A 17203-nucleotide genomic window follows, 5' to 3' on the forward strand; every position below is an offset into this window, starting at 1 on the left:
ACATGCGCACGATCGCATCGCTCGAAGAACTGGAAAGCCTGCAAGGGCAGGAGGTCGCCGTCAGCGACTGGATGGAGATCACGCAAGAGCAGGTCAACCTGTTCGCCGAAGCGACCGGCGACCACCAGTGGATCCACGTCGACGTGGAACGTGCCAGGAAGGAATCGCCCTATGGCGGTCCGATCGCGCACGGCTTCCTGACGCTGTCTCTGGTGCCGAAGTTCATGCACAACGCGCTGCACATGCCGTCGAAGATCGGCGTGAACTATGGCCTGAACCGGGTGCGCTTCACCGCACCGGTGCCGGTGGGCAGCAAGCTGCGCGCGCGCATCAAGCTGCAGAAGGTCGAGCGGCTCGATCCGCTGCCTAAGTCGCCCGAGCTGGTTGGTGCGCAGTCGACGTGGGAAGTGACGATCGAACGCGAGGGCAGCGACCGTCCGGTGTGCGTGGCTGAGTCAATTAGTCGCAGGTACGGTTAAGCCACTGTTGTTTTGTTGATACAGGAAGAAAAAGGCCGTCGGTAGGCGGCCTTTTTCAGTTTTTGACGATAATGATGACAACGCCACACATTTCCAGTGACTGTGACATCGCATATTACGATTGTCCGGTTTTCTGAACAGTGTGTTCTGAGTCGTTGGGTTTACCCGTAATGTTGCGTTGCGGTACAGTCGCGCCCACGATGTTTTACGTGTTGCACATCCTGGACGGAAACCGCGCTTGCTCACAAGGCAGGCCAGCCGGGAAGTGCAAAAACTTCGTGGTTCAACGCTACCCGGCCGCAGTCTTGAGCCGGGACCGTTCGCGGTTTCGGCCATCAGGTGCCGCAGTGCCACCGCCTCAGGCGGGCCGCTTGCGCAGTCGTCAGTTGTCCTTCCGTGTTCATGGCGTTGTCAGGCCGCATGGTCATCCGGCGTTAGATCCGCCAGACCTCAACGCCAGCTAAGGACACGTCCTTCCGGTTTTCCCTCAGCCCAACGCCTCTTGCTTCCGGCATCAGGCGGTGAAGCCACGCTTTGCCCAAGCGCGGCCTAACCAAACCAGTCGTGACATGAAGAAACCCATACTGCCGCGGTGGACGCGGTCTCTGCCAGGCCTCGGCCTGCTCTTGCTGCTCGCCGGCTGCAACATGACGCTGCTCGACCCGAAAGGGCAGGTAGGCGTCGACATCAAAGGCATCATCCTGATCGCCACCTGGCTCATGCTGCTGGTGGTAGTGCCGGTGATCGTCCTGACGCTGGTGTTTGCGTGGAAGTACCGTGCCAGCAACAGTTCGGCGCGCTATGAACCCGACTGGTCGCACTCGACCGCCATTGAAGTCGTGGTGTGGCTGATTCCCTGCCTGATCATCATTGCGCTCGGCATCATCACGTGGAAGTCTTCGCACGACCTGGACCCGTACAAGCCGCTGGAATCCAAGCAGAAGCCGATCACCGTCGAGGCGGTCGCGATGAACTGGAAGTGGCTGTTCATCTATCCGGAACTGAAGATCGCGACGGTCAACCAGATCGCGTTCCCGGTGGGCACGCCGGTGAACTTCAAGATCACGTCCGATTCGATCATGAATTCGTTCTTCATCCCGCAACTGGGCAGCCAGGTTTACGCCATGGCCGGGATGGAGACCAAGCTGCACCTGATTGCCAATGAAGCCGGAACGTATGACGGCATGTCCGCCAACTACAGCGGCGGCGGTTTCTCGGGCATGAAGTTCAAGGCGACCGCCATGTCGAACTTCGAGTTCGACGCATGGGTTGCCAAGGTGCGCGCGTCCGAACGTCAGCTCGCCAGCGCGGACTACAAGGTCCTCGCCAAGCCGAGCGAAGCGGAACCGGTGGCCTACTACGGCAAGGTCGAAGACGGCCTGTTCACCGGCATCCTGCACCAGTACATGGGCAACGACGGCCACGCCATGGCCCGCGAAGGTTTTGATGGCGGCCCGATCTGCACGTCGCGTAACACGCTCGGCGAAGAGCGGGTGTCCATGGCCACGCCGGCCAAGCCGGCGCTGGGCGCGCAATCCTAGGAGCAATGATGTTTGGCAAATTGAGTTTGTCGGCGATTCCGTTTCATGAGCCGATCATCATGGTCGTACTGGCCGGCGTCGCCCTCGGCGGCGCTGCGCTGCTAGGCGCGATCACGTATTTCAAGAAGTGGGGCTACCTCTGGAATGAGTGGTTCACTTCCGTCGATCACAAGAAGATCGGCGTGATGTACTGCCTGGTCGCGCTGGTCATGCTGCTGCGCGGCTTTTCCGACGCGGTCATGATGCGCGCCCAGCTGGCGCTCGCCACGAACGGTGCCCACGGCGTCCTGCCGCCGGAACACTACGACCAGATCTTCACCGCCCACGGCGTGATCATGATCTTCTTCGTGGCCATGCCGCTGATGACAGGTCTGATGAACCTCGTGGTGCCGCTGCAGATCGGCGCGCGCGACGTGGCCTTCCCGTTCCTGAACACGCTGTCGTTCTGGCTGTTCGTGTCGGGCGCCATGCTGGTCAACATCTCGCTGGGCGTTGGCGAATTCGCCAAGACCGGCTGGCTCGCCTACCCGCCGCTGTCGGGCCTCGATTTCAGCCCGGGCGTAGGGGTGGACTACTACCTCTGGTCCTTGCAGATCTCAGGGTTGGGCACGCTGCTGACCGGCGTGAACTTCCTGGTGACGATTCTGAAGATGCGCGCCCCGGGCATGACCCTGATGCGCATGCCGGTGTTCACCTGGACCGCCCTGTGCACCAACGTGCTGATCGTGGCCGCCTTCCCGGTGCTGACCGTGTCGCTGGCACTGCTGGGTCTGGACCGCTACTTCGACATGCACTTCTTCACGAACGATGGCGGCGGCAATGCCATGATGTACGTGAACCTGATCTGGATTTGGGGCCACCCCGAGGTGTACATCCTGATCCTGCCGGCGTTCGGTATCTTCTCTGAAGTCATCGCCACGTTCTCGGGCAAGAAGCTGTTCGGCTACAAGGGCATGGTGTACGCGACCGCGGCCATCATGGTGCTGTCGTTCATCGTGTGGCTGCACCACTTCTTCACGATGGGCTCGGGTGCGAACGTCAACGCGTTCTTCGGTATCACGACCATGATCATCTCCATCCCGACCGGGGTGAAGATCTTCAACTGGCTGTTCACGATGTACCGCGGCCGTGTGCAGATGACCACGCCGGTACTGTGGACGCTGGGCTTCATGATCACCTTCGTGATCGGCGGCATGACCGGTGTGCTGATGGCCGTTCCGGCAGCCGACTTCGTGCTGCACAACAGCCTGTTCCTGATCGCCCACTTCCACAACGTGATCATCGGCGGCGTGCTGTTCGGCTACCTGGCCGGCATCACCTACTGGTGGCCGAAGGCGTTCGGCTTCACGCTGAACGAGCGACTGGGCAAGTACGCGTTCTGGTGCTGGCTGGTGGGCTTCTACTTCGCCTTCATGCCGCTGTACGTGCTGGGCCTGATGGGCATGACCCGTCGTCTGAACCACACCGACAACCCGGCCTGGACGCCGTGGCTGTACCTGGCCGTGGTTGGCGTGGTCTTCGTGGCGCTGGGCATCTTCTTCCAGGTGCTGCAGATCGTCGTGTCGATCCGCGACCGCAAGAAGCTGGCCGACGTGACCGGCGACCCGTGGGGTGGCCGCACGCTGGAATGGGCTACCTCGTCGCCGCCGCCGTTCTACAACTTCGCGCACACCCCGGTGGTGCGTGACCTGGACGCGTTCGCCGACATGAAGGCCCGTGGCGAAACCATCCCGACCAGCGGCTACGAGCAGATCCACATGCCGAAGAACACCGGCGCTGGCTTCTGGATGGGCCTGTTCAGCCTGGTGCTGGGCTTCGCCCTGGTCTGGCACATCTGGTGGCTTGCCGCCGTGGGCCTGGTCGGCATGGTGGTGTCGTTCATCCGCCGCGCCAACGATGACCACATCGACTATTACGTGCCGGCCGCAGAGGTCGAGCAGATTGAAACGCGCCAACTGCAGCGCATTGCTTCGCAGGCCTGATGACCATGTCGACAGAAGTCCTTGATCGCTTCGGGGCGGCGCAAGCCCCGGCTCATGCGCACTCGCACGACGAGACGCACGACCACGCGCACCACGACACCAGCGAGAACACCATCTTTGGTTTCTGGCTGTACCTGATGAGCGACTGCATCTTGTTCGCGTGCCTGTTCGCCGCCTTCGCCGTCCTGCGCGGCGAAGTGGCGGGCGGCCCGTCGGCCAAGGAGCTTTTCGAGCTCAACTACGTGCTCGTCGAGACCTTCATCCTGCTGTTCTCGTCGATCACGTACGGCTTCGCGATGATCTCGATGCAGAACCGCTCGAAGGGGCGGGTACTGGTCTGGCTGGGTATCACGTTCCTGCTGGGCGCCGCGTTCATGTACATGGAAATCAACGAATTCCATCACCTGATCGCCGAAGGCGCCGGCCCGAGCCGCAGCGCGTTCCTGTCGTCGTTCTTCACGCTGGTGGGCACCCACGGCCTGCACGTCGCAAGCGGCATGGTGTGGATGCTGGTCCTGATGTGGCAAGTCAGCAAGAAGGGCCTGACCCCGACGATGTCCAAGCGCCTGAACTGCCTCAGCCTGTTCTGGCACTTCCTGGACGTCGTCTGGATCGGCGTCTTCACCGTGGTCTACCTGATGGGAGCAATGTAAATGGCACAGCAACACGCAGCGTCCGCGCACGCCGAGTCGCACGGCCACAGCAGCTTCAAGTCCTATGCGATCGGCTTCGTGCTGGCGGTGATCCTGACCGTCATCCCGTTCAAGATCGTGATGGACGGCACTATGGACCGCGGCACGACCCTGCTGATCATCCTCGGCATGGCCGCGGTGCAGGTTGTCGTCCACCTGAAGTACTTCCTGCATATGGATGGTTCGAAGGAACAGCGCTGGAACGTGATGTCATTCCTGTTCACGCTGCTGATCCTGTTCATCGTGCTGGCCGGTTCGCTCTGGATCATGCACAACATGAACGCAAACATGATGCCGTGGATGATGAAGTAATCATCTTCCGGTAATGAACAGAAACGGGGCCTTCGGGCCCCGTTTTGCTTTTGGCGCCGCACCACGTCTGGTTGCGCCCGTATTCGTTGGCCGGCGCGTCCGCCGAATCCTTGCACCCGATTGCACCGTGCACGAAGCCGGTGCGTCGGTGTCCATGCTCTCCCAGCACCAGCGTGGTGCTTCCGCTCGGTAGCCTCCCTCGATTTGTCACTTGCCGGGCGCCCGCCGGCTTCCTGTCGTCTTTCGCCGTCTCGGTACGCCATGGCACGCTAGTTGCAGATGCATCACCCGGGGTGCGTTGAGTCCCGTAACCAAACGACAAACTGGGAGCTGCAATGAAACGACGTGACATGCTGAAGCTGTCGGCGGTAGCCGCCGCGGCGATGATCAGCGCCAGCCCGCTGGCGATGGCGCAGTCCAAGGAACCGATCAAGGTCGGCATCCTCCATTCGCTGTCGGGCACCATGGCCATTTCGGAGACGTCGCTCAAGGACGTGGCCCTGATGACCATCGACGAGATCAACAAGAGCGGCGGCGTGCTCGGCCGCAAGCTCGAGCCCGTGGTCGTGGATCCGGCATCAAACTGGCCGCTGTTCGCCGAGAAGGCGCGCCAGCTGATTACCAAGGACAAGGTCGCTGTCACGTTCGGCTGCTGGACTTCGGTGTCGCGCAAGTCGGTGCTGCCGGTCTACGAGGAACTGAACTCGCTGCTGTTCTACCCCGTGCAGTATGAAGGCGAGGAGATGTCCAAGAACGTCTTCTACACCGGCGCGGCGCCCAACCAGCAGGCCATCCCGGCGGTCGAGTACCTGATGAGCAAGGAAGGTGGCGGCGCGAAGCGCTTCTTCCTGCTTGGCACCGACTACGTCTACCCGCGCACCACCAACAAGATCCTGCGCGCGTTCCTGAAGAGCAAGGGCGTGGCGGACAAGGATATCGAAGAGGTCTACACGCCGTTCGGCCACAGCGACTACCAGACCATCGTCGCGAACATCAAGAAGTTCTCGCAGGGCGGAAAAACGGCTGTGATCTCGACCATCAACGGTGACTCCAACGTGCCGTTCTACAAGGAGCTCGGCAACGCCGGCCTGAAGGCCAAGGACGTGCCGGTGGTGGCCTTCTCGGTGGGTGAGGAAGAACTGCGCGGCATCGACACCAAGCCGCTGGTCGGCCACCTGGCCGCATGGAACTACTTCATGTCGGTCAAGAACCCCGAGAACGAAGCGTTCAAGAAGCAATGGGCGGCATGGGTCAAGGCGAACAACCTTCCTGGTGGCGACAAGCGCGTGACCAATGACCCGATGGAAGCCACTTACGTCGGCATCCACATGTGGGCGCAGGCCGTGAAGAAGGCCGGCACGACCGATCCGGACAAGGTCCGCGCGGCCATGTATGGCCAGACTTTCAAGGCACCGGACGGCTTCACGCTGACCATGGGCGACAACCATCATCTGTACAAGCCGGTGATGATTGGCGAGGTTAAGGGCGACGGCCAGTTCACGGTGGTGTGGAAGACCGCGAAGCCGATCCGCGCGCAGCCTTGGAGCCCGTTCATCTCCGGCAATGAAGGCAAGCCGGACAAGGTGATGTAAGGCAGCCAGTCGCTGCACCCCTGGCAGGCGCGCTCCGCCGGCTGACCGTTGCCGGCTGGCGGTGGTGCGCGCCTGACCGGGCCTGGGGGGGTCCCCGAAAAAAGCAGGCACGACTCGTGCCGCCCAATCGCCAGCACCTATGTCCCAATCGTTACCGAAGATCGCCATGTCGTGGCTGCGCGCCATGCTGGCTGCGCTGCTGCTTGCCGTGCCGCTATTGGCGGCAGCCGCAGGCGCATTGACGCAAGCCGACCTCAAGCCATTGGCCGAGGACGATTTCGATGCCAAGACCGCGGCCTTGTCCGCGCTGGCCAAGGCGCCGCCGGAGCAGGCCGGGCCTATTCTCAAGGCGTTGCAGGACGATACGCTGCAATATGCCCCATCGGTGGGCATGGTGCGCCAGGACGGTGACAAGACCGTCGATGCGATCACCGGCAAGCCAGTGACGGTCAAGGCCGATGAACTGGAATCGCTGACCCTGAACAACAGCCTGCGCGCGATCGTCGATAGCGCCGCAAGCGGATTCCTGCTGCAGTCGCCCGATATCTCGCTGCGCACGCAGGCGATCAACACGCTGTACGATCAACCAGAGAATGCGTCGCGCGCCAGTGTGGAAACTGCGCGCAAGTCTGAGGCCGATCCCGGCCTGCGCGCACGCCTGGACGTGATCTGGGCCACTACGGTGCTAGCGGAGGAGCTGAAGGCTGGCGATGCCGCGCAGCGCGAGGCGCGTCTCGAAGCCATTCGCGTCCTCGGCCGCGACAGCAATCCGCAAAGCCGCCAGAAGCTCGCACCGTTAGTCGAGCGCGGTAGCGACGGCAAGTATCGCGAACCCGATGTCGAGGTACGTACCGCCGCGCAGCAGGCGCTCGACACGCTGCGCAGCGACCAGCGCCGCGCCGAACTGGTCGGCAACCTGTTCGCAGGCCTGAGCCTTGGCAGCGTGCTATTGCTGGCCGCGCTGGGCCTGGCGATCACCTACGGCCTGATCGGCGTCATCAACATGGCGCACGGCGAATTCCTGATGATCGGCGCCTATGCGACCTACGTGGTGCAGACGCTGTTCCGCACGTATGCGCCCGGTGCGTTCGACTGGTACCTGCCCGCGGCACTGCCGGCATCGTTCCTCGCGGCCGGCATCGTCGGCTTCGTGCTCGAGCGGCTGGTGCTGCGCCATCTCTATGGCCGCCCGCTGGAGACCTTGCTCGCCACGTTCGGTGTGAGCCTGCTGCTGATGCAGGCGGTGCGCACGTTGTTCGGCGCGCAGAACGTTGAGGTGGCCAACCCCGCGTGGATGAGCGGCGGTGTCGAATGGATGCCGGGCCTTGTGATTCCGTACAACCGCATCGTGATCATCCTGTTCGCGCTGGCCGTCGTGGCCGTTGCCTGGGCGGTGCTCAACCGTACGCGACTCGGCCTGTTCGTACGTGCCACGACACAGAACCGGACCATGGCTGCGTGCGTGGGCGTGCGCACGTGGAAGGTCGACAGCTACGCGTTCGCGTTCGGTGCGGGCATTGCCGGCCTGGGCGGCTGCGCGCTGTCGCAGATCGGCAATGTCGGCCCGGACCTCGGCCAGGCCTACATCATCGATTCCTTCATGGTGGTGGTGCTGGGCGGGGTAGGGCAGTTGGCAGGCACTATCGTCGGCGCGTTCGGCCTCGGCATCATCAACAAGTTCATCGAGCCGTTCTATGGCGCGGTGCTCGCCAAGATCTTCGTCCTGGTGCTGATCGTGCTTTTCATCCAGAAGCGCCCGCAGGGACTTTTCGCGCTCAAGGGGCGCAGCGCGGAGGCATGATGCAGAGCTTTCACTCAAACTCCCCGGGCACGCCGTTTCGTCTGTCGGTGCCCGAGCGCCAGCCGCTGTTCACTGGGCGCGGCTGGGCTGTGCTGGCGATACTGACGCTCGTCGTGGCGGTCGGCGTTCCGGTGTGCGCGCTGATGGTGCCGGAAGGGCATCCGCTTCACCTGTCGGCCTATGCACTGACGCTGATCGGCAAGATCATGTGCTTCGCGCTGGCTGCCATCGCACTCGATCTCGTGTGGGGCTACTGCGGCATCCTGAGCCTTGGACATGGCTTGTTCTTTGCGCTTGGCGGCTATGCGATGGGCATGTACCTGATGCGATCCATCGGCCGCGAAGGCGTGTATAAGAGCGACTTGCCGGACTTCATGGTGTTCCTCGACTGGAAGGAACTGCCGTGGTTCTGGCACGGCACCGAACACCTCTGGTATGCGCTGCTGCTGGTGGTGCTCGTGCCCGGCGTGCTGGCGTGGCTGTTCGGCTTCTTCGCGTTCCGTTCGCGCATCAAGGGCGTGTACCTGTCGATCATCACGCAAGCCATGACGTATGCGGCGATGCTGCTTTTCTTCCGCAACGAGACCGGCTTCGGCGGCAACAACGGGTTCACTGACTTCAAGCGCATCGCGGATTTCGCGATCGCCGCGCCGCAGACGCGCACGGCGCTGTTCGTGCTGACGTTCCTCGCACTGATCGCCGGGTTCGTCGCGTGCCGCTATATCGTGACGTCGAAGCTGGGCCGCGTAGTCACGGCCGTGCGCGATGCCGAGATGCGCGTGATGTTCTCGGGCTACAACCCGCTCGGCTACAAGCTCTTCGTATGGACGTTCTCGGCCGTGCTGTGCGGTGTTGCGGGCGCGCTGTATGTGCCGCAGGTGGGCATCATCAACCCGGGCGAGATGTCGCCGGGCAATTCGATCGAGATGGCCGTATGGGTGGCCGTTGGTGGCCGCGGCACGTTGATCGGGCCCGTGATCGGGGCGTTCCTGGTCAATGGCGCCAAGACGATGTTCACCGCGTACTTTGCCGAGTACTGGCTGTTCCTCCTCGGCGCGATGTTCGTGCTCGTCACGCTGTACCTGCCGGATGGCGTGATCGGGTTGTGGAAGCGTCTGCGCCAACGCGGCAGCCGTGCCACGCCGGCAGTGGCCGCGCCGACCGAGGCCGTATCCAGTCCTGCAGTAGCAGGACGCACCGGAGGTGAAGCATGAATGCCGCGCTCGAATACGGTCAGGCGGAAAGCGGCAATGCCACGGGCCTTGGCCGCGTAGTGGAGCCGGGCACGATCGATGTCTCGCATGGCCCCATCCTTTACCTGGAAGACGTGACGGTGCAGTTCGGCGGCTTCCGCGCGCTCAACAAGCTGAGCCTGTCGATCGACCACGGCGAACTGCGCTGCGTGATCGGCCCCAATGGCGCCGGCAAGACCACGATGATGGACGTCATCACCGGCAAGACAGGCCCGCGCAACGCCAACGTGAGCGGCCGCGTGTTCCTGGGCCAGACCATCGACCTGATCCGCATGACCGAGCCGCGCATCGCGCAGGTCGGCATCGGCCGCAAGTTCCAGAAGCCGACGGTGTTCGAGCAGCATGCCGTCTGGGAAAACCTCGAACTCGCGATGAAGGCCGACAAGCGCTGGTGGTCGTCGCTGCGTGCCCGGCTGACCGGGGAGGGGCATCGTCGCATTGAAGAGACGCTGGCGCTGACGGGGCTGGAGGACGAGGCCTATCGTCCGGCCGGATTGCTGTCGCACGGCCAGAAGCAGCGGCTGGAGATCGGCATGCTGTTGATGCAGCAGCCGCAGCTGTTGCTGCTGGACGAACCCGTGGCCGGCATGACCGATGAGGAAACCATGCAACTCGCCGCGCTGCTGAACAGCCTGCGTGGCAGTTGCTCGATGATGGTGGTCGAGCACGACATGGAGTTCGTCGCGGCGCTGGCCGGCGACGAGGGCAGGGTCACGGTGCTTGCCGAGGGCAGCGTGCTCGCCGAAGGCACGCTCGACAGCGTCAAGCGCGATGAACGCGTGATCGAATCCTATTTGGGAAGATAGCCATGCTGCAGGTCAATGCACTGAACCAGTTCTACGGCGGCAGCCATATCCTGCGCAACGTCTCGTTCGAGGTGCCGCGCGGCAAGCTCACCACGCTGCTCGGCCGCAACGGCGTGGGCAAGAGCACCTTGCTCAAGTGCCTGATGGGGGTGGTGCCCACGCGCAGCGGCAGTATCCAATGGGAAGGGCGCGCGCTGGAAAAGAAGCCGCCTTACGAGCGCGTCTCGGCAGGTCTCGCCTATGTGCCGCAGGGGCGCGAGATTTTTCCACGGCTCACGGTCGAAGAGAACCTGCTGATCGGCGCGGCGAGCCGGGCGCGCCCGACGGGCGTGCCGGATCGCATCTATCAGCTGTTCCCGGTGCTGCGCACCATGCGCCAGCGCCGCGGCGGAGACCTGTCCGGCGGACAGCAGCAACAGCTAGCGATCGGCCGTGCGCTGATGAGCGAGCCCGAACTGCTGATCCTCGACGAGCCGACTGAGGGCATCCAGCCATCGATCATCCAGGACATCGGACGTGCGCTGCGCCTGCTGGTCGACGAGTTCGGCATGACGGTGCTGCTTGTCGAGCAGTACTACGAGTTCGCGCGACATATCGCCGACCATTACGTGGTGATGAGCCGCGGCGAAGTCGTGGCGAAGGGAGAAGGCGCGGCCATGGAACAGGACGGCGTGCGGGAGCTGATTGCCGTGTGAACATGCGAGGCGGCGCAGGTGCTGTTCGCGACGCTTCCGCAGAGGCGGCCGGCGCGCTATGATTTCCGGCATCCGCTGCAGAGCGCGTCCCGCAGCTTGCCTTCGCTTGCATCGCCGGTCCACTCATCGAGCCATGCGTCATCCCGATTTTCCTTCCGCCGTTGCCGTGCCGCCTGCATGGCAGGCCAGCCTGCGCCTGCGTTTTGCCGCGCGCGGCGAACGTACCGTACTGGCCGCGCGGCAGCACCGTGGCCCGTTGATGGTGCAGAAGCCCCTCTATCCGGAGGGTGACATCTGCCATGCCGTCATCCTGCATCCACCGGCTGGCGTGGCCGGGGGCGACACGCTCGATATTGCCCTGCATGCGGAAGCGGGTACTCATGCTGTCATCGCCACGCCGGGCGCCACGAAGTGGTACAAGTCGCTAGGCCGTGACGCGTCGCAGCATGTGCGACTTACCGTCGAGGAAGGCGCGCGGCTTGACTGGCTGCCGCAGGAGAACATCGTGTTCGACGATGCGCGTGCGCGCATTGCGACCGAACTTTCAATTGCGCCTGGCGGCAGCGCGATCGGCTGGGATGCCGTCGTGCTGGGCCGGCAAGCATCGGGCGAGCAGTGGAACCGGGGCGTGCTGTGGCTAGACACGCAGGTGCGCTGCAATGGCCATGCGCTGTGGATCGAGCAATCGCAGCTGGATGCCGGGTCGCCACTGCGCGGTGCGGTGGCTGGGCTCGACGGCATGTCGGTGCTCGGCACGCTGTGGGCGGTCGGACATGGCGCGACGCAAGAACTGGCCGAGTCGCTCGCGGAACGCCTGCCTTACGCGGCTGGTCTGCGCGCCGGGGTGACATGCCTGTCGTCACCGGCGCAGTCGATGCTGCTGGTGCGCGTGCTGGGCCGGCAGATGGAAGCGGTCAGGCATATCATGGTCGACGCATGGAGCGCGCTGCGCGAGCCGATCCACGGCGTGCCGGCGCGGCCGCTGCGGCTGTGGGCCACCTGAAGGCAGGAATACGAAAGCAACAAGGACATCCACAATGGAACTGACACCGAGAGAGAAGGACAAGCTGCTGATCTTCACTGCCGCGCTGCTTGCCGAGCGCCGACGCGCGCGCGGTCTCAAGCTGAACTACCCCGAGGCCGTGGCGCTGATCACCGCCGCAATCATGGAAGGCGCGCGCGATGGCCGCACGGTCGCCGAGCTGATGCACGAAGGCACGACGGTGCTGAGCCGCGACGACGTGATGGATGGCGTGGCCGAAATGATTCCAGAGATCCAGGTCGAGGCGACCTTTCCGGACGGCACCAAGCTCGTCACGGTTCACCATCCCATTGTCTGACGACGTGCCGACCACACCGACAACACGAACAACATCCATCGAGAGCCGATATGAACCGTTCCGCCTGTTCACGCCTGGCCCTGGGCGCCACGCTGTCCCTCGCTGCCGTCTCCGCGTTTGCCCATCCCGGCCATGATGCCGCTACCGTGGGGGCGAGCCTTTGGGCGGGGCTTCTGCATCCGCTTACCGGCGCTGATCACTTGCTGGCGATGGCGGCGGTAGGTGTCTGGAGCGCACTGTGCGCACGCTCGGCATCGGACCCATTGCGCTTGCCGCTGGCATTCGTTGCGTTGATGCTGGTTGGCGCTGGCCTTGGGCTCGCCGGTCTGGCTCTTCCTGCGGTAGAACCAATGATTGCGGCTTCGCTGCTCGTCGTCGGCGTACTGGTCGCAGTCCGCGCGAAGCTTCCCGCCTGGGCGGGCATGTCGATCGTCGGGGGCTTCGCCGTGTTCCATGGCTATGCGCACGGCGCCGAGTTGCCCGGCACGGCTGCAGCGCTGCCGGCTGTGCTCGCGTACGTTGCCGGCTTTGCGGTGGCCACCATGGCGCTGCACCTGCTCGGCATCGTCGCGGGCACGTACCTGCGCAATCGCGCGGGCTGGCTGGCGCGTTTGGCCGGCGCGGGCGTTGCGCTTTACGGCGTCGGCCTGTTGGTAGCCTGAGGAGACGGCGATGATTCCCGGTGAACTGATGGCAGCGGACGGCGAGATCGAACTCAATGCCGGCCGTCACACGGCCAGCGTAACAGTAGCCAACACGGGCGACCGGCCGATCCAGGTGGGCTCGCATTTTCACTTCTACGAAACCAACGCCGCACTGTCATTCGATCGCGAGGCCACCCGAGGTTTTCGCCTCAATATCGCCGCGGGGACTGCAGTGCGGTTTGAACCGGGCCAGACACGTACCGTGGAACTCGTCGCGCTCGATGGTGACCGCATCGTCTACGGCTTCAACGGCAAGATCATGGGAGCGCTGTGATGGTGAAGATCTCCAGGCAGGCCTATGCGGAAATGTTCGGCCCCACCACCGGCGACCGCGTGCGGCTCGCCGATACCGGGCTCGTGATCGAGGTCGAGAAGGACTTCACGATCTACGGCGAGGAAGTGAAGTTCGGCGGCGGCAAGGTGATCCGCGACGGCATGGGCCAGAGCCAGCGCATGGCGAAGGACTGCGTCGATACGGTCATTACCAACGCGCTGATCGTTGACCACTGGGGCATCGTCAAGGCCGATATCGGGCTCAAGGGCGGGCGGATCGCGGCGATCGGCAAGGCCGGCAATCCCGATATCCAGCCGGGCGTGACTATTGTCGTAGGGCCTGGCACGGAAGTGATCGCGGGCGAGGGCATGATCGTTACCGCAGGCGGCATCGATACGCACATCCACTTCATCTGCCCGCAGCAGATCGAAGAAGCGCTGATGAGTGGTGTGACCACCATGATCGGCGGTGGCACCGGCCCGGCCACGGGCACGTTCGCGACTACCGTTACGCCTGGGCCGTGGTACATGGAGCGCATGCTGCAGGCCATCGAGGCGTATCCGATGAACATCGGGTTGCTCGGGAAAGGCAATGCAAGCCAGCAAGCGCCGATTCTGGAGCAGGTGGAAGCAGGCGCCATTGGCCTGAAGCTGCACGAGGACTGGGGCACGACGCCGGCTGCGATCGATACCTGCCTGTCCGTGGCGGATGCGACCGATACCCAGGTGGCCATCCATACTGACACGCTCAACGAAGCCGGTTTTGTCGAGGCGACCATCGCCGCGTTCAAGGGCCGCACCATCCATACGTACCACACGGAAGGCGCCGGCGGCGGTCACGCACCCGACATCATCAAGGTGTGCGGCGAGGCCAACGTGTTGCCGTCGTCGACCAATCCGACCCGGCCCTACACGGTGAATACGCTGGACGAGCACCTCGACATGCTGATGGTGTGCCATCACCTGGATCCGGCGATTGCCGAGGATATCGCCTTTGCCGAAAGCCGCATCCGCCGCGAGACTATCGCCGCGGAAGACATCCTGCATGACCTCGGCGCGTTTTCGATGATATCGAGCGATTCTCAGGCGATGGGGCGCGTGGGCGAGGTCATCATCCGCACGTGGCAGACCGCACACAAGATGGCGGCGCAGCGCGGCAAGCTGCCGGGCGATCCGAACGATGCGCGCGGCGGGCACGACAATTTCCGCGTCAAGCGCTATATCGCCAAGTACACGATCAATCCGGCGCTGACGCATGGCATCGCCCACGAAGTCGGCTCCATAGAGGTGGGCAAGTGGGCGGACCTGGTTCTGTGGCGACCAGCGTTCTTTGGCGTGAAGCCGAGCCTGATCCTGAAGGGCGGAATGATTGCTGCTGCGGCGATGGGTGATCCCAATGCCTCGATCCCGACGCCGCAGCCGGTGCACTATCGCCCGATGTTCGCATCGGCGGGCGGCGCGCTGCACAAATCGTCGTTGACCTTTGTCTCGCAGGCCGCGCTTGCTGCAAATGTCGGCGAGCGGTACGGGCTGGCGAAGACGCTATCGGCCGTACGCGGTACGCGCACGGTAAGCAAGCGGGACATGGTGCACAATGACTGGCAGCCGCATGTCACCGTGGATCCCGAGACCTACCAGGTCGTCGCCGATGGTCAGTTGCTGATGTGCGAGCCAGCCACGGAGCTGCCCATGGCGCAGCGCTATTTCCTGTTCTGATTCTGGTTCCCGCAATGCTGAAGATCGACAAAGTCCTGAGCGCGCCGCACGGCATCGCCGCCGTGCTCGTGCGCCGTGCTCCCAAGCTGGTTCTGCCGTTTGGCAAACGCAGCAAGAGCCGCCTTCGTGCTGTGCTCGACAACGGCGACGAGGCCGCGCTGTTCCTCCCTCGCGGCACGGTGCTGCGAGGCGGTGATCTTTTGATTGCCGAAGACGGCAGCTTTGTCGAAGTTCAGGCGGCAGCGGAGCGCGTGCTGGAAGTGCGCGCCGCTGACCAGCATGGGCTGATGCGCGCGGCGTATCACCTCGGAAACCGGCACACGCCGGTAGAGGTAGGGCGCGACTATCTGCGGCTCGAATTTGATCCGGTGCTGGCGGACATGCTGGCGCGGCTGGGTGTGCAGGCAGTGCAGATCGACGCGCCGTTTGAGCCGGAAGCGGGCGCCTATGGTGGCGGTCATAAGCACGGACATGACGCCACCTTTGCAGAAGACTATGCGGCGGCGCAGGCGGTGTTTCATGAACATCATGGGCATGACCATGATCATGGGCACTCGCACTCGCACTCGCACTCGCACTCGCACTCGCACGATCACGACCATGATGTAAAGGGGCACGTTCACGGCCCCGGCTGCGGGCACAAGCACTGAACGCGTAGCACACCGCTAACCATGACACCGCTGCGTCAGCTCATCTCTCTCCTGCACCTGGCCTCACCCGCGCTCCCTATCGGTGGCTTCAGCTATTCGCAAGGTCTCGAAGCCGCCATCGACATTGGCTGTGTCCGTGATGCCGATACCGCCGAACGCTGGATTCGCGACAACCTGCTATACGTGCAGGCGCAATGCGAAGCGCCGTTGTGGCTGCTGCTGCATCGCGGCTGGCAGGCGATGGACGCCGATGCGGTGCGCGAGTGGAACAGCTGGTTCCATGCCACCCGCGAGACGTCCGAGTTGCGGCTCGAAACTGAACAGATGGGGTGGTCGCTCGCGAAGCTCGTGGGGCAGATGGGATGGGGTGGCGATGCGTTGCGCGAGCATCTTGCCGTCATATCTCCGGTATGCCTGCCAACGGCGTTTGCGGCAGCCTGCGTGGCGCTGGAGATCGATGAGCACGAGGGGCTGGCTGCTTACTGCTTCAACTGGGCTGAAAACCAGGTGGCCGCCGCTATCAAGGCCGTGCCGCTAGGGCAGGTGGCCGGCCAGCACATGCTGCGGCGTCTGCACGAAGCCGTACTGATGACAGTTGATGAAGCCGTACAACGCGCCGCGGAAACGCCTCCGAGGCTTTCCACCTTTTCACCAATGCTGGGATTGCTTTCGTCGCGTCACGAAACGCAATATTCCCGGCTGTTCCGTTCCTGAATCCCGAAGCGATCATGACCCAGGCTCGTACCAAAAAGAATCCTCCGCTGCGCGTCGGCGTCGGCGGTCCTGTCGGCTCCGGCAAGACCACTCTGCTGGAAATGCTGTGCAAGGCGATGCGGGACCGCTATGACCTGGTCGCCATCACCAACGATATCTACACGAAGGAAGACCAGCGCCTGCTGACAATCTCCGGCGCGCTGCCTGCCGAGCGCATCATGGGTGTCGAGACGGGCGGTTGCCCACATACGGCGATTCGCGAAGATGCATCGATCAACCTCGAAGCTGTCGACCGCATGCTGGCGAAGTTTCCGGATGCGGACGTGGTCTTCATCGAATCCGGCGGTGACAATCTCGCCGCGACGTTCAGTCCGGAATTGTCCGACCTGACGATCTACGTGATCGACGTGGCCGGAGGCGAGAAGATCCCGCGCAAGGGCGGGCCGGGTATTACCAAGTCGGACCTGCTGGTGATCAACAAGACCGACCTGGCGCCGTATGTTGGCGCTTCACTCGAAGTGATGGAGAGCGATGCGCGCAAGATGCGCGGGGGGCGCCCGTTCGTGATGGGCAGCGTCAAGTCGGGGCAAGGCCTGGATGAGGTGATCCGCTTCATCGAGCAGCAGGGCATGCTGGGCGTCTGAGCGCGCTCG

At 63.5% G+C, this 17203-nt stretch carries 18 protein-coding genes; all 18 read left to right on the forward strand.

Features of this window, described 5'->3' with window-relative positions; translation table 11 throughout:
* Window positions 1-2 precede the first annotated feature (2 nt).
* A complete protein-coding gene (locus ACIGJG_RS04905; RefSeq protein WP_011297164.1) occupies window positions 3-479 on the forward strand; it encodes a MaoC family dehydratase in 477 nt (158 codons plus the stop codon).
* A 569-nt stretch (window positions 480-1048) separates the two neighbouring features.
* Complete coding sequence (cyoA, locus tag ACIGJG_RS04910; protein ID WP_140950132.1) at window positions 1049-2020, forward strand: ubiquinol oxidase subunit II; 972 nt, start codon at window positions 1049-1051, stop codon at window positions 2018-2020.
* 8 nt (window positions 2021-2028) lie between these two features.
* Window positions 2029-4002: a cytochrome o ubiquinol oxidase subunit I gene (cyoB, locus tag ACIGJG_RS04915; protein WP_011297166.1), complete on the forward strand. Its 1974-nt coding sequence runs from the start codon at window positions 2029-2031 to the stop codon at window positions 4000-4002.
* A gap of 5 nt (window positions 4003-4007) precedes the next feature.
* Window positions 4008-4655 carry a cytochrome o ubiquinol oxidase subunit III gene (gene cyoC / locus ACIGJG_RS04920; RefSeq protein ID WP_041679857.1) on the forward strand — a complete coding sequence of 216 codons (648 nt, stop codon included), beginning with the start codon at window positions 4008-4010 and terminating at the stop codon, window positions 4653-4655.
* A complete protein-coding gene (gene cyoD, locus ACIGJG_RS04925) occupies window positions 4656-5006 on the forward strand; it encodes a cytochrome o ubiquinol oxidase subunit IV (protein WP_011297168.1) in 351 nt (116 codons plus the stop codon).
* 335 nt (window positions 5007-5341) lie between these two features.
* The gene (urtA, locus tag ACIGJG_RS04930; RefSeq protein ID WP_011297169.1) at window positions 5342-6598 is read left to right on the forward strand and encodes an urea ABC transporter substrate-binding protein; all 1257 of its coding nucleotides are present in this window, start codon (window positions 5342-5344) and stop codon (window positions 6596-6598) included.
* Window positions 6599-6737: 139 nt separating this feature from the next.
* Window positions 6738-8399 carry an urea ABC transporter permease subunit UrtB gene (urtB, locus tag ACIGJG_RS04935; RefSeq protein ID WP_140950131.1) on the forward strand — a complete coding sequence of 554 codons (1662 nt, stop codon included), beginning with the start codon at window positions 6738-6740 and terminating at the stop codon, window positions 8397-8399.
* Window positions 8399-9613, forward strand: coding sequence for an urea ABC transporter permease subunit UrtC (gene urtC / locus ACIGJG_RS04940; protein ID WP_140950136.1), 1215 nt, complete (start codon window positions 8399-8401; stop codon window positions 9611-9613). Before urtB ends, urtC begins: the two co-directional genes overlap by 1 nt.
* Window positions 9610-10458: an urea ABC transporter ATP-binding protein UrtD gene (gene urtD, locus ACIGJG_RS04945; RefSeq protein ID WP_011297172.1), complete on the forward strand. Its 849-nt coding sequence runs from the start codon at window positions 9610-9612 to the stop codon at window positions 10456-10458. Before urtC ends, urtD begins: the two co-directional genes overlap by 4 nt.
* A 2-nt stretch (window positions 10459-10460) precedes the next feature.
* Window positions 10461-11153: an urea ABC transporter ATP-binding subunit UrtE gene (urtE, locus tag ACIGJG_RS04950; protein ID WP_011297173.1), complete on the forward strand. Its 693-nt coding sequence runs from the start codon at window positions 10461-10463 to the stop codon at window positions 11151-11153.
* A gap of 133 nt (window positions 11154-11286) precedes the next feature.
* Entirely contained in the window at window positions 11287-12156 is an 870-nt protein-coding gene (locus tag ACIGJG_RS04955; protein WP_483672834.1) for an urease accessory protein UreD, read from the forward strand.
* A 34-nt stretch (window positions 12157-12190) separates the two neighbouring features.
* Window positions 12191-12493, forward strand: a complete 303-nt coding sequence (locus ACIGJG_RS04960) for an urease subunit gamma (protein ID WP_011297175.1) — start codon at window positions 12191-12193, stop codon at window positions 12491-12493.
* A 50-nt stretch (window positions 12494-12543) separates the two neighbouring features.
* Entirely contained in the window at window positions 12544-13155 is a 612-nt protein-coding gene (locus ACIGJG_RS04965) for a HupE/UreJ family protein (RefSeq protein WP_483672835.1), read from the forward strand.
* A gap of 10 nt (window positions 13156-13165) precedes the next feature.
* On the forward strand, window positions 13166-13471 hold the full coding sequence (locus ACIGJG_RS04970) for an urease subunit beta (protein WP_011297177.1): 306 nt from the start codon (window positions 13166-13168) through the stop codon (window positions 13469-13471).
* Entirely contained in the window at window positions 13468-15186 is a 1719-nt protein-coding gene (gene ureC, locus ACIGJG_RS04975) for an urease subunit alpha (protein ID WP_280640419.1), read from the forward strand. Before ACIGJG_RS04970 ends, ureC begins: the two co-directional genes overlap by 4 nt.
* Window positions 15187-15200: 14 nt before the next feature.
* Window positions 15201-15836 (forward strand): urease accessory protein UreE, encoded by a 636-nt coding sequence (gene ureE, locus ACIGJG_RS04980; RefSeq protein WP_483672836.1) that lies wholly within the window; start codon window positions 15201-15203, stop codon window positions 15834-15836.
* A gap of 21 nt (window positions 15837-15857) precedes the next feature.
* Window positions 15858-16550, forward strand: coding sequence for an urease accessory protein UreF (locus ACIGJG_RS04985; protein ID WP_483672837.1), 693 nt, complete (start codon window positions 15858-15860; stop codon window positions 16548-16550).
* A gap of 14 nt (window positions 16551-16564) precedes the next feature.
* Window positions 16565-17194: an urease accessory protein UreG gene (gene ureG, locus ACIGJG_RS04990; protein ID WP_224002923.1), complete on the forward strand. Its 630-nt coding sequence runs from the start codon at window positions 16565-16567 to the stop codon at window positions 17192-17194.
* Window positions 17195-17203: the final 9 nt, after the last annotated feature.

The organism is Cupriavidus sp. C1SS-2L (assembly GCF_057073735.1).